Here is a 12,201-nt window from a genome sequence, read left to right as displayed (position 1 = left end):
TCAGGCCTGCGGCGGCAGAACCGACTCCATGAGCCGATGCATCCCAGACGACGGATTGTCGTTCGGGATGCGGTTGCCGTTCTGCTGATGGACCCGATCGAGTGCGGCCGCACGGCGCGCGGCGTCGCGCTTGTACGGCATGTACACCACCCCGTCGATCCCCTTGTCGGCGGACCCGTCATGGTCGCGGCGCACACGACGGGCCTCTTCGTTGTCAAGGAACCGGCGGTAGTCCCGAAAGTGGAGCACCAGCCACAGTTCAAAGCAGGGGTTCGAAACCGCAAGGTTGATCCCGTTGCGCTGGGCCAGGTCGCGCGCCTCGGTGAGTGACGGGTGATGCTTTGGCCACTCGACGTCGTACACACACCAGATCTCGTCGATCTCGCTCTGCTCCTGCCGCGCTCTCTCGCGGATCTCGATCGCACGACGTACCAGAGTGAGGGGTACCGCGCCGCTCGCATTGCTCTCGATACGGATGTCCACGGCCGCGACGTCATGGACCTCTCGATCGCGCCGAAGCGCGTCCAGGTATTCGGGTTCGGTGCGCTGCCCTTCGCAAAGGATCACCAGCGTCTTGCGCGGCTGCCGCTCGCCGACCTTCCGGCGTAGCGACGCCGGCGGTTGCCTACCGCGTGTCATCAGGCGACCAGTCCCAGCGCCCGGCGCAGCCGCTGCTGGTCGAACTCGGGAACACCGCCGAACCGGCCCTGGAGATACGCCCGTTCCAGGTTCAATGAGCGGCGTACCTTGTCGCCGCCGAACTCGGCCAGGGCGGTCAACGTCGTCGCGCCCGAAGATCCCTTCTCGGTCAGCCAGACCTCGTCCCTGTTGAGGTGGTTGAGCAGGCTTGTGTCATGGGTCGTGAAGACGAGCTGGGCCGCCGCCGGATTCGTCACGGGGTCCTGGAAGAGCTCGATCAGCTTGGCCGACAGCCGCGGATGAAGGCTGGCGTCGATCTCGTCGAACAGCAGAACCTGGCCAGTACTCAGCGCGTTCAGGACTGGGCCGATGAGTTCGAACCACGCCAGCGTGCCGTCGGACTCGTCGCGCGAGTCAAAGGCCACGAACTGCTCGCCGACCTGATGGACGAGCCGGACCTGTAGCTGCGTCGCGGCCTTGCCGTCCCGGTTCACGACCGGCTTGCCCGCCGCGTCGACGAACTGACGCTCGGTGACGTCGATGTCGTTGATACCGAGATCCGCAAAGCGCAGCAGTTCGAGCGCCGCCTCCGCCGAGAAGCCGTCGGGCAGCGGCAGGCCCGCGGCCGACGCGAGCAGCCGCGCCGTGGAGCGGGAAGATCGTCGCCGGCCGACGCCGAGCGTCCCGACGCCGGCGAGCGCACGGGCGAACGGGCGCACCTCCGGCTCATCGAATCGCATGGCCGCCGACAGCGCCAGGGTCGTCGGCGTCAGCAACTCGCGGATACCGGAGAGCCGGCCGAGCCCGCGGCGCAACGACAGGTTCAGGTCCTCACGCTCGAAGAGCGATCGCGGCTGCCGCTTCGGGTAGCTGTGGAGTGCCTCGTAGAGCACGCACGTGTCATCGAGTTCGATCTGGTACGAGTACCGCACGCCATCGACCACCATGTCGACCTCGAAGCGCGTCGGCCGGTCGGGGCCGTCCCCGAACTTGAACGGCTCCCGAGGTACGGCGTCGCCCCATGATCGCAGCGAACGGTCGACAGCCTCGGCGAGCCAGGCGAGGGCGGCGAGCAGGTTGGACTTGCCGGACGCGTTCGCACCGTACACACCGGCAACCGTCAGGACATGCTCGTTGAGACGCTCGAACACGCGAGCCGCGGGTCGATCCTCGTCGACCGCGATCATCGAGAACTCGATCGGCTCGCCGATCGAGCGGTGATTGGCCACTTGAAAACGCAACAGCACGGCGTCAACCCCCGCAGCAAGATGCACGTCCAGGCCACTCTACGTCAATTTTCGACGAAAAGAGCGGCGCGTGTGCTGCGGAATGACCCGAACCCGGTCAGGTGGTCAGGGCGGCCGCTCGGGAAGGCCAGTCGCCGCCGCGCGGGATCAGGGCCACCACCCGTGAATCGTCGTCGCGGCGGTCCAGGTGGACCTCCAGGTGCTCGTCGCTCAACTGCTCGACCAGGCCCTCGCCCCACTCCACGAGCGTGACCGAGTCTTCCAGCGTCGCGTCGAGGTCCAGGGCGTCGACCTCGCCGATCGGGTCCTTGACGTTGCCCAGGCGATAGGCGTCGACGTGGACGAGCGGCAGCGTCCCGCCGCGCGACTCGTCGGGGCGGTGCACCCGCGCGATCACGAACGTCGGGGAGGTGACGTCGCCGCGCACGCGCAGGCCCGCGCCCACGCCCTGGGCCAGCGCGGTCTTGCCCGCGCCGAGCGGGCCGGTCAGGACGACCAGGTCGCCCGCCCGCAGTACCGCCGCCAGGGCCTTTCCGAAGTCCCTCGTCTGCTCGACGGTCGACAGGATTCTCGTCACTCCAGCACCTTCGTCAAGAACGTGTCCATCACATCGTTGACCTCGTCGGCGTGCTCGAGCAGGACGACGTGGCCGCCGTCGGCGACCACCATCAGCTCCGCCTCGGGCAGCACCGACGTTATCTCGTACGTGTGCGTCAGCGGCGTCAGCACGTCCTTGTCGCCGCAGACCAGCAGGACCGGCACCGTGCGTAGCGGGCCCAGGACGAGCAGCCGGGCGTGGGTGTAGAGGGTGCGCAGGTACCGCGCGATCACGTCGGTCGACGTGGTCGAGTTCATCTTCTCGACGTACGACACCAGGGCCGGGCTGGGGCGTGCCGTGCCGAACCCGTAGCGCCGGGTCAGCAGCCAGGCCAGGTCGGTCGAGGCGCGGCGGGCCCGGTCGATGACGGCCGAGCTGATCGGGCCGGCGAAGCCGACGATCGGCATCAGCGGGCGGCGGAAGCGGGCCACGACGTCGGGGAAGCCGAAGTTGACCTGGTCGAGCTTGCCTGCCGAGGTGGAGATCAGCACGGCCGCGGTGACGCGGGACTCGAACAGCTCGGGCACCTGCTCGGCGAGCGCCATGATGGTCATGCCGCCCATGGAGTGGCCGACGAGCACCACCGGGCCGGTCGGCGTGGTGGCCTGCAGCACCGCGCGCAGGCCGGCGCCGAGGGAGTCCAGGGTGTACTCCCCCTTGCTGAGCCGGCCCGAGCGGCCGTGGCCGGGTTGGTCGTAGAAGACCATCCGGTGCTTGCCCTGGAAGTACTTGCGCTGGAAGTGAAAGGTGCCCATGTCCAGGCAGAAGCCGTGCACGAAGACGAAGGTGGGGCCGTCGTCTCCGGGCGGGCCGTCGACGACCTCGACGTGCAGGTCGATGCCGTCGTCGGTGGTGACGGTGAGCTGCTCGTCGCTGTCCCAGACGCCGAACTCCTCGTCGGCGTAGGGGTCGTCGGCGTTCTTGGAGCGCCGGACAAGGTACCGCTCGGCGGCAACCCCGGCGGCCACCCCGGCCGCCGCAAGACCCACGATCGCGCCGATGATGCCGGCCGTTCGCTTGCGGTTGCCGTTCTTGACCACCTCGGTACCCATGCCCAGAGCCTAAACGGTCGTTACCCGCGAGTTAAGATCCCGACCGCCTCGCGTAGGCGGGAAGCCACGTCGGCCGAGGTCACCGGGCCGCCCTCGGCGGCGAGGCGGCCGGCCAGGCCGTGCGCGTACGCCGCGGCGAGGGCCGCGTGCTCGGCCTGCAGGCCCCCGGCGAGCAGCGAGCCCAGCAGCCCGGACAGGACGTCGCCGGTGCCGCCGGTGGCCAGGGCCGCGGTGCCGGTCGGGTTGACGAAGACCCGGCCGTCGGGCGTGGCGATGATCGTGCGGTCGCCCTTGAGCAGCACGACCGCGTCCATCCGGGCGGCGAGGCCGCTCGCTGCGGCGACCCGGTCGTCGCCCGGCGCGCCGCCGGAGAGGCGCTGGAACTCCCCGTCGTGCGGGGTCACCACGGTGGGCGCGTCGCGCGCCCGCAGCCAGTCGGCCATCCGGGCGTCGGCGAGCAGGGTCAGCGCGTCGGCGTCGAGCACCACCGGCACCGGCGCGCCCAGCACGGCGCGCAACTCGCCGTAGGCGCGCTCGTCGGTGCCGAGGCCGCTGCCGCACACCCATGCCTGCACCCGGCCCGCGTCGGCGACCCGCTCGTTGGCGATCACGGGCGGGTGGTGCAGGCGCACCGCGTCGGCCGCGGCGCCGGCGTAGCGGACGAGGCCGGACGGGCCCGCGAGGGCACCGCCGACGGAGAGCACCGCGGCGCCCGGGTATTTCGCGGAGCCGGTGGAAAGGCCGACGACGCCGCGGGAGTACTTGTTGTCGTTCGCCCGCGGACGCGGCCACCAGGCGGCGATGTCGGCGGCGTCGGGCACGCAGAGGGCGGGGTCGCCGTCGAGGTATCCGCCGAGGCCGATGTCGACGAGCTCCACGATCCCGCTGTGTACCGCACCCGCGCCGACCATCAGCCCCGGCTTGAGCACGCCGAAGGTCACGGTGATGTCGGCGTGGATCGCCATGCCGGTCACCGCGCCGGTGTCGGCGTCGACGCCGGACGGCACGTCGACCGCGATGACGGGCGCGGCGTGCAGGACGTCGGAGATCGCGGCGACCCGGGCGGCGGCCGGCTCGCGCAGCCCGCCGCGCCCACCGATGCCGAGGATGCCGTCGACCACGAGGTCGGCCGCGTCCGGCCGCGCCGAGGCGGACTCGAGCAGGCGCCCGCCGGCCCCGTAGAGCGCGGTGGCGCCGCCCCGGTGCACCCGCTCGGGGTCGAGCAGCAGCGCCTCCACGCGAGCGCCGCGCCGGGCGAGCCGGGCGCCGGCGTAGAGCGCGTCGCCGCCGTTGTTGCCGGGGCCGACGAGCAGCAGGACGCGGCTGCCGTACACCCGGGAAAGGGTGTCGGCGCAGCGCCGGGCCAGGCCTGCGGCGGCGCGCTGCATGAGCGCCCCGTCGGGCACGGTCTTCATCAGGGTCTCTTCGGCCGCGCGAACCTGCGCGACCCGCCACGCGGCTCTCATTGGGCGCTCCCGGGGTCGGCCGGCGTTTGTTCCGCCACCACCATCGCCGAGGCGATGCCGCCGTCGTGCGACAGCGACAGGTGCCAGCGGGAGATCCCGCGCTCTGCGGCGGCCCGAGCGACGGTACCGGAGACGGTCAGCCACGGCCGGCCGTCCGGATCGGTGACGATCTCGCAGTCGTGCCAGTGCAGCCCGCCGGGCGCGCCGAGGGCCTTCGCGACCGCCTCCTTCGCCGCGAAGCGGGCCGCGAGCGACTCCGCCGAGCGGGGGTTTCCCGAGGAGGTGACCCGCTCGGCGGAGGTGAACAGCCGCTCGGTGAGCAGCGGCGTGCGTTCCAGCGCTTGGCCGAACCGCTCGACCAGGACGACGTCGATGCCGACAGACACGATCACAGGGACAACCCTGTCACACGTGCCCTACTCGACGGTGACGGACTTGGCCAGGTTTCGCGGCTGATCCACGTCGTGACCGCGGGCCGCGGCGATCTCGCAGGCCAGGACCTGCAGCGGAACCGTGGTGACCAGCGGCGCCAGCAGGGTCGGGGTGATCGGGACGTAGAAGAGGTGATCGGCGTAGGGTGCGACGGCCTCGTCACCCTGCTCGGCGATCACGATCGTGCGGGCGCCGCGGGCCCGCACCTCCTGGATGTTGGAGACGACCTTGTCGTGCAGCACCCCGCGGCCGCGCGGCGAGGGCACCACGCACACCACCGGGGTGCCGTGGTCGATCAGCGCGATCGGCCCGTGCTTGAGCTCGCCCGCGGCGAAGCCCTCGGCGTGCATGTAGGCGAGCTCCTTGAGCTTCAGGGCGCCCTCCAGGGCCACCGGGTAGCTCACGTGCCGGCCGATGAACAGCACGCTCTTGGCCTCGGCCAGCTCGCGGGCCAGCTCCCGGATCGGGGCCATCATCGCCAGCACCTGCTCGACCTTGGCCGGCATCTCCTGCAGCTGGGCGACGACCGCGCCCACCTCGTCGGCGTATTTCACCCCGCGCACCTGCGCGAGGTGCAGCCCGACCAGATAGCAGGCGACGAGCTGGGTGAGGAACGCCTTGGTCGAGGCGACCGCGATCTCCGGGCCCGCGTGCGTGTAGAGCACCGCGTCGGACTCGCGCGGGATCGTGGAGCCGTTGGTGTTGCAGATCGCGAGCACCCGGGCCTTCTGCTCCTTCGCGTGGCGCAGCGCCATCAGGGTGTCCATCGTCTCGCCGGACTGCGAGATCGCCACGACGAGCGTGGATCGGTCTAGCACCGGGTCGCGGTAGCGGAACTCGCTGGCCAGCTCGACCTCGCACGGGATGCGGGTCCAGTGCTCGATGGCGTACTTGGCCACCATGCCCGCGTGGTACGCGGTGCCGCAGGCGACGATGAAGACCTTGTCGACGTCGCGGAGGTCCTGGTCGGAGAGGCGGACCTCGTCGAGCATGAGGTCGCCGTGCTCGTTGAGCCGGCCCAGCAGCGTCTCGGCGACGGCGTGCGGCTGCTCGGCGATCTCCTTGAGCATGAAGTAGTCGTAGCCGCCCTTCTCGGCGGCGGAGGCGTCCCAGTCGATGTGGAACGTCTTGCCCTCGGCGGGGGTGCCGAGGAAGTCGGTGATGACGATCTCGTCGCCGCTGATCAGCACGACCTGGTCCTGGCCGAGCTCGACCGCCTCGCGGGTGTGCTCGATGAACGCGGACACGTCGCTGGCCAGGTAGTTCTCGCCGGCGCCGCGGCCGACCACGAGCGGGGAGTTGCGCCGGGCGCCGACCACCACGCCGGGGGCCTCCACGTCGACGGCGAGCAGCGTGAACGCGCCCTCCAGCCGGCGGCACACGGCGCGCATCGCGTCGGCGAGCCGCTCGCCGGGCGTGTCGCCGGCCGCCTCGGGTAGCGCGAGCGCGAGCAGGTGGGCGGCGCACTCGGTGTCGGTGTCGCTGGCGAACTCGATGCCGGCGGACTCGAGCTCGGTGCGCAGCTTGGCGAAGTTCTCGATGATGCCGTTGTGGATCACCGCGACCCGGCCGTCGTGGGAGCGGTGTGGGTGCGCGTTGCGGTCGGTCGGGCCGCCGTGGGTGGCCCAGCGGGTGTGGCCGATGCCGGTGGTACCGACGCCGAGGGCGTGGCCGCTCTCCTCGGCCAGCAGCTCGGACACGGCCTTCTCGAGGTTGGCGAGCTTGCCGGCACGCTTGGCGGTCAGCAGCCCGCCGTTGACGATCGCGACGCCGGCGGAGTCGTAGCCGCGGTACTCCAGCCGCCGCAGCCCGTCCAGCACGATGTTCAAGGCCGGCCGGGCGCCGGCGTACCCCACGATTCCGCACATGCCGGTACCGTAGCAGAAATGCGAGCATGGCCCGTGCGTGAAACTGTCGCATACGCGCACGGGCGATGCGCACAACCGCCGATGGCTAGGCGATCGAGGAGCGGACCTGCGCGCCGCCGTCCACGATGAGGGTCTGCCCCGTCATCCAGCGTGACGATGGACCCGCCAGGAAGGTGATGACATCGGCGATGTCCTCCGGCTCGCCGATGCGCCCCAGCGGCAGCTTGTCGCTGAGGTACTCCTCGTTGTTCTCCCACAGCCCGCGCGCGAGGTGTGTGCGCACGATGCCGGGCGCGACCGCGTTGACCCGCACCGACGGCGCCAGCTCGGCGCCCATCTGCCGGGTGAGGTGGATGACGGCGGCCTTGGTGGCGTTGTAGTAGCCGATGCCCGGCTCGGTGAGCACGCCGCCGACCGAGGCGACGTTGACGATGGCACCGCCGCGCGCGGACATCGACGCCTTCCACACCAGCTGGCTCCACAGGACCACGCCGAACTGGTTGAGCCGGACGGTCTTCTCCGCGCGCACCGGGTCGATGTCCATCAGCGGCCCGAAGTACGGGTTGGTGCCGGCGTTGTTGACCAGGACGTCGATCGCCGCGAAGCGCCGCATGGCGGCGTCGACGACCTCGGCGGCCTGGTCGGGCTCGGCCGCGTGCGCGGCGTGGGTGAGCACGCCGACGTCCGGGAACCGGGCGGAGATCTCCGCCGCGACCTCGTTCAGCGAGTCGATCTTGCGGGAGGTCAGCACGACGTTGCAGCCTTCGGCGGCGAAGGCCACGGCGCTGGCCTTGCCGATGCCGCGGGAGGCGCCGGTGACGATGACGGTGCGGGCATTGGTCATGCGCGCACGTTACTACCCGGTAGAAAAACTACTCGACGGAAGACACGGTCCTCACGATGTGCGCGATCCGCTCGGCGGCATCCCGGGCGACCTCCTGAGTCCCGGCCTCCACCATCACCCGGACCAGCTGCTCGGTGCCCGACGGGCGCAGCAGCACCCGGCCGGCGCCGCCCAGCTCGGCCTCGACCTGCTTGGCCGCGTCGAGCACCCGCGGCGAGCGGGCGGCCGCGGACCGGTCGAGCACGGGCACGTTGATCATCACCTGCGGCAGCCGCTGCACGACCGCGGCCAGCTCCTTGAGGCTCTTGCCCGTCTGCTCCATGCGACCCATGAGGTGCAGCGCGGTGAGCACGCCGTCGCCCGTGGTCGCGAACGCCGGCATCACGATGTGCCCGCTCTGCTCCCCGCCGAGCGCGAGGCCCTTGGCGCGCAGCTCCTCCAGCACGTACCGGTCGCCGACCCGGGTCTCCAGCAGCCGGATGCCGGCCTCGGCCATGGCGAGCTTCAGGCCCAGGTTGCTCATGACGGTCGCGACGAGCGTGTCCTGCGTCAGCGCGCCCGCGTCGCGCATCGCCAGCGCCAGGATCGCCATGATCTGGTCGCCGTCGATCTCGGTGCCGTCCGCGGCGACCGCGATGCAGCGATCGGCGTCACCGTCGTGGGCGATGCCCAGGTCGGCGCCGTGCTCAACGACGGCCGCGCACAGCTGGGCGATGTGGTTGGAGCCGCAGTCCTCGTTGATGTTGAGGCCGTCGGGGTCCGCGTTGATCGCGATGACCGAGGCGCCGGCGCGGCGGTAGGCCTCCGGCGCGGCCGACGAGGCGGCCCCGTTGGCGCAGTCCACGACGACCTTGAGCTCGACGAGCGGGCTGGGCAGCGAGGTGAGCAGGTGCCGCACGTAGCGGTCCTCACCCTCGGCGTAGTCGGTGACCCGGCCGATCCCCGCGCCGGTCGGGCGGCGGTGGGTGCCGCTGTCCATGAGGCGCTCGATCTCGTCCTCGACCTCGTCGGGCAGCTTGTGCCCGCCGGCGGCGAAGAGCTTGATCCCGTTGTCGGGCATCGGGTTGTGCGACGCCGAGAGCATCACCCCGATGTCGGCATCGAGCACGCCGGTGAGGTAGGCGACGGCCGGCGTCGGCAGCACGCCCACCCGCACCACGTTGGCGCCGGCGCTGGTGAGGCCGGCCACGACGGCCGCCTCCAGCATCTCGCCGCTCGCCCGCGGGTCGCGGCCGACGACGGCGACCGGGGCGTGGGAGTGGTCATGCTCGAACAACGCCTGGGCGGCGGCGATGGCGACCGCCATCGCAAGCTCGGGAGTGAGGTCGGCGTTGGCCCGCCCACGCACTCCGTCGGTGCCGAAGAGTCGCCCCATCGCGATACCTTCCTGGTCGAACCCCGCCGCGGCAACACGAAACGGCCGGGCGCGCACCTCCAGGGTGGCACCCGGCCGACAGGCTTCGTTAGCGCTTCGAGTACTGCGGGGCCTTGCGGGCCTTCTTCAGGCCGTACTTCTTCCGCTCGGTGGCCCGCGCGTCCCGGGTCAGGAAGCCGGCCTTCTTGAGCGCGGCGCGGTCGTCCGCGTCGTTCTCGACGAGGGCCCGGGCGATCGCGAGCCGCAGCGCACCGGCCTGGCCGGTGGTGCCGCCGCCGCGCAGGTTGGCGAAGACGTCGAACGTCTCGGCCTTCTCGGCGATGACCAGCGGCTCGCGGACCGACTGCTGGTGGACCTTGCTCGGGAAGTAGTTCTCCAGCTCGCGCCCGTTGAGCAGGAACTTGCCGGTGCCCGGGACCAGGCGGACCCGGACGATGGCCTCCTTGCGGCGGCCCACGGTCTGGATCGGCTGGCCGGCGCGGCGCGACCGGGTCGGCGCGGTCGCGGTGGCGGTGGCGGTGGGCGCCTCGACGGTCGCGACAGCGGCCGGCGTCGGGGCGGCGATGGTCTCGTCGGTCACGCTCTGTCCTTCGTCGGCGCTCACTGCGCGATCTGCTTGATCTCGAACGGCTGGGGCAGCTGGGCCGCGTGCGGGTGCTCGGCGCCCGCGTAGACCTTCAGCTTGCGGATCTGGCGCGCGCCCAGGCGGTTGTGCGGGAGCATGCCCTTGACGGCCAGCTCGATCGCCCGCTCGGGGTGCTTGGTCAGCAGCTCGTCGTAACCGACCGCCTTGAGACCACCCGGGTAGCCCGAGTGGCGGTAGGCGACCTTCGACTGCCGCTTGTTGCCGGTCAGCGCCACCTTGCCGGCGTTGATCACGATGACGAAGTCGCCGGTGTCCACGTGCGGGGCGAACGTCGGCTTGTGCTTGCCGCGCAGCAGCGTCGCAGCGTGCGTGGCCAGGCGGCCGAGCACCACATCGGTGGCGTCGATGACGTGCCACACGCGCTCGATCTCACCCGGCTTCGGGCTGTACGTACCCACAGGTCTACCTTGTCTTCCACGTCGTCGGTCTGGGGTGCGCTCTCGGTGGCGGCGTCGGACCGGTCGGCCTCGACGCACGACCAGCCAGCGTACCCGAACGATGGGGACGCCTTGTCATCGCACAACAGCAGTCCACGATACTCGGCGTCCCCATCGACCACAAAATCGGGTGGCGCCTCAGACCCCCGCGAGCCGTTCGGGCGACTTGCGCAGATAGACGAACCAGGTGACCAGGAAACACAGGGCGTAGAAGCCGATGAAGACGACGTAGGCGCCGTCACCCGTCTTGTACTCCAGGAACGACTGCCGGAACGCGAGATTGACGAGCACGCCGCCGAGCGCGCCGACCGCCCCGGCGACGCCGATGAGTGCGGTCGCCAGGCGCCTGGCCTCCCGCTCGTCGGCGGGGTGCTTGGCCTTGAAGATCGCCGGGATCATCTTGTACGTCGATCCGTTGCCGATGCCGCTGAAGAGGAAGAGGAACACGAACCCGGTCACGAACAGCGGCAGCGAGTGCTGGCGGGAGGCCAGCAGCACGGTGCCGGCGCCGACGGCCATCGCCACGAAGTTCCAGAAGGTGATCAGAGCGCCGCCGAAGCGGTCGGCCAGCATGCCGCCGACCGGGCGGATCAGCGAGCCGAGCAGCGGGCCGAGGAAGGTCAGGTAGGCCGCCTTCACGGGGGTGGAGAAGTCCGCCTTGAACTGCACCTGCAGGACCTGCCCGAAGGCGAAGCCGAAGCCGATGAAGGAGCCGAAGGTCCCGATGTACAGCAGGGACATGATCCAGGCGTGGCGGTCCTTGATGACGTCCCGCATGGCCCGCTTGTCGTTGGAGGCGTGCGTCAGGTTGTCCATCAAGATCGCGGCGAGCAGCGCGGCGATCACGATCAGTGGCAGGTAGATCAGCACGATGAGGCGGGGGTGCGCTGCGCCGGCCGTCGCGAGCACCAGCAGCCCGACGAGCTGCACGGCGGCCACGCCGATGTTCCCGCCGCCCGCGTTGATGCCCAGCGCCCAGCCCTTGAGCCGCTGCGGGTAGAAGGCGTTGATGTTCGCCATCGACGAGGCGAAGTTGCCGCCGCCGACGCCGGCCACCGAGGCCGCGACGAGCAGCGTCGTGAAGGAGACGCCGGGCTTCAGGATGATGCCGGCGTAGACGGTCGGCACCAGCAGCATGAGGGCGCTGAAGATCGTCCAGTTGCGCCCGCCGAAGGTGGCCACCGCGAAGGTGTACGGCAGGCGCAGCGCGGCGCCGACGAGCGTGGGGGCGGTGGTGAGGAGGAACTTCTGCGCGGGGTCGAGCCCGTACGCGGGGCCCAGGAAGAGCACGAAGACCGACCACAGGCTCCAGATCGAGAAGCCGATGTGCTCGGAGAGGATCGAGACGATGAGGTTGCGCCGGGCAACCTTCGCCCCGGTCCGCGCCCAGAACTCCGGGTCCTCCGGGCGCCAGTCGTCGATCCACCGGCCGCGGCGCGGCTCGGGCTGAGACTGCGGTTTTTCCACGGCGAGGGTCATGACCGCGGAACCTATGGATGCCCGGTTTCCGCTTCTCGCGTCGAAGTTGTCGGCGCCGAAACGTTTCCCCCACGGCGGCGGATCGGTGCTTGTGAGATCCGCCGCCGGGAGAAAGACC

General features: G+C 70.8%; 12 protein-coding genes. All 12 read right to left on the bottom strand.

All coding sequences use genetic code 11. The annotated features are described in order from the left end of the window. On the bottom strand, positions 1-639 hold the full coding sequence (locus tag ACGFI8_RS09055) for an RloB family protein (protein ID WP_392802075.1): 639 nt from the start codon (positions 637-639) through the stop codon (positions 1-3). Continuing rightward, positions 639-1,868, bottom strand: a complete 1,230-nt coding sequence (locus ACGFI8_RS09050) for an ATP/GTP-binding protein (protein WP_392802072.1) — start codon at positions 1,866-1,868, stop codon at positions 639-641. Before ACGFI8_RS09050 ends, ACGFI8_RS09055 begins: the two co-directional genes overlap by 1 nt. Positions 1,869-1,983: 115 nt before the next feature. Then, on the bottom strand, positions 1,984-2,463 hold the full coding sequence (gene tsaE, locus ACGFI8_RS09045) for a tRNA (adenosine(37)-N6)-threonylcarbamoyltransferase complex ATPase subunit type 1 TsaE (protein WP_392802069.1): 480 nt from the start codon (positions 2,461-2,463) through the stop codon (positions 1,984-1,986). Further along, positions 2,460-3,536, bottom strand: coding sequence for an alpha/beta fold hydrolase (locus ACGFI8_RS09040; protein WP_392802066.1), 1,077 nt, complete (start codon positions 3,534-3,536; stop codon positions 2,460-2,462). The genes tsaE and ACGFI8_RS09040 overlap by 4 nt, the downstream gene beginning before the upstream one ends. 20 nt (positions 3,537-3,556) lie before the next feature. Beyond that, entirely contained in the window at positions 3,557-5,002 is a 1,446-nt protein-coding gene (locus ACGFI8_RS09035) for an NAD(P)H-hydrate dehydratase (RefSeq protein WP_392802063.1), read from the bottom strand. Continuing rightward, positions 4,999-5,394, bottom strand: a complete 396-nt coding sequence (locus ACGFI8_RS09030; protein WP_392802060.1) for a holo-ACP synthase — start codon at positions 5,392-5,394, stop codon at positions 4,999-5,001. Before ACGFI8_RS09030 ends, ACGFI8_RS09035 begins: the two co-directional genes overlap by 4 nt. 24 nt (positions 5,395-5,418) lie before the next feature. Next, positions 5,419-7,302: a glutamine--fructose-6-phosphate transaminase (isomerizing) gene (gene glmS, locus ACGFI8_RS09025; RefSeq protein ID WP_392802058.1), complete on the bottom strand. Its 1,884-nt coding sequence runs from the start codon at positions 7,300-7,302 to the stop codon at positions 5,419-5,421. Between the two features lie 85 nt (positions 7,303-7,387). Continuing rightward, positions 7,388-8,146 carry an SDR family oxidoreductase gene (locus ACGFI8_RS09020; RefSeq protein ID WP_392802056.1) on the bottom strand — a complete coding sequence of 253 codons (759 nt, stop codon included), beginning with the start codon at positions 8,144-8,146 and terminating at the stop codon, positions 7,388-7,390. A gap of 28 nt (positions 8,147-8,174) precedes the next feature. Then, positions 8,175-9,521: a phosphoglucosamine mutase gene (glmM, locus tag ACGFI8_RS09015; protein WP_392802054.1), complete on the bottom strand. Its 1,347-nt coding sequence runs from the start codon at positions 9,519-9,521 to the stop codon at positions 8,175-8,177. Between the two features lie 88 nt (positions 9,522-9,609). Continuing rightward, positions 9,610-10,101, bottom strand: coding sequence for a 30S ribosomal protein S9 (rpsI, locus tag ACGFI8_RS09010; RefSeq protein WP_392802052.1), 492 nt, complete (start codon positions 10,099-10,101; stop codon positions 9,610-9,612). A gap of 20 nt (positions 10,102-10,121) precedes the next feature. Then, positions 10,122-10,565 carry a 50S ribosomal protein L13 gene (rplM, locus tag ACGFI8_RS09005; RefSeq protein ID WP_350543468.1) on the bottom strand — a complete coding sequence of 148 codons (444 nt, stop codon included), beginning with the start codon at positions 10,563-10,565 and terminating at the stop codon, positions 10,122-10,124. A gap of 177 nt (positions 10,566-10,742) precedes the next feature. After that, positions 10,743-12,083, bottom strand: coding sequence for a nitrate/nitrite transporter (locus ACGFI8_RS09000; protein ID WP_392802049.1), 1,341 nt, complete (start codon positions 12,081-12,083; stop codon positions 10,743-10,745). Between the last annotated feature and the right edge of the window lie 118 nt (positions 12,084-12,201).

The sequence above is a fragment of the Dactylosporangium sp. NPDC048998 genome, assembly GCF_043197855.1.
GTDB lineage: Bacteria > Actinomycetota > Actinomycetes > Mycobacteriales > Micromonosporaceae > Dactylosporangium.
This window is presented reverse-complemented; position numbering and strand designations above follow the sequence as displayed.

Excerpts from the sequence above, each read along its gene's own strand:
- ACGFI8_RS09055 (WP_392802075.1), bottom strand. The coding sequence starts at position 639 with ATGACACGCGGTAGGCAACCGCCGGCGTCGCTACGCCGGAAGGTCGGC.
- ACGFI8_RS09040 (WP_392802066.1), bottom strand. The coding sequence starts at position 3,536 with ATGGGTACCGAGGTGGTCAAGAACGGCAACCGCAAGCGAACGGCCGGC.
- ACGFI8_RS09035 (WP_392802063.1), bottom strand. The coding sequence starts at position 5,002 with ATGAGAGCCGCGTGGCGGGTCGCGCAGGTTCGCGCGGCCGAAGAGACC.
- glmS (WP_392802058.1), bottom strand. The coding sequence starts at position 7,302 with ATGTGCGGAATCGTGGGGTACGCCGGCGCCCGGCCGGCCTTGAACATC.
- ACGFI8_RS09020 (WP_392802056.1), bottom strand. The coding sequence starts at position 8,146 with ATGACCAATGCCCGCACCGTCATCGTCACCGGCGCCTCCCGCGGCATC.
- glmM (WP_392802054.1), bottom strand. The coding sequence starts at position 9,521 with ATGGGGCGACTCTTCGGCACCGACGGAGTGCGTGGGCGGGCCAACGCC.
- ACGFI8_RS09000 (WP_392802049.1), bottom strand. The coding sequence starts at position 12,083 with ATGACCCTCGCCGTGGAAAAACCGCAGTCTCAGCCCGAGCCGCGCCGC.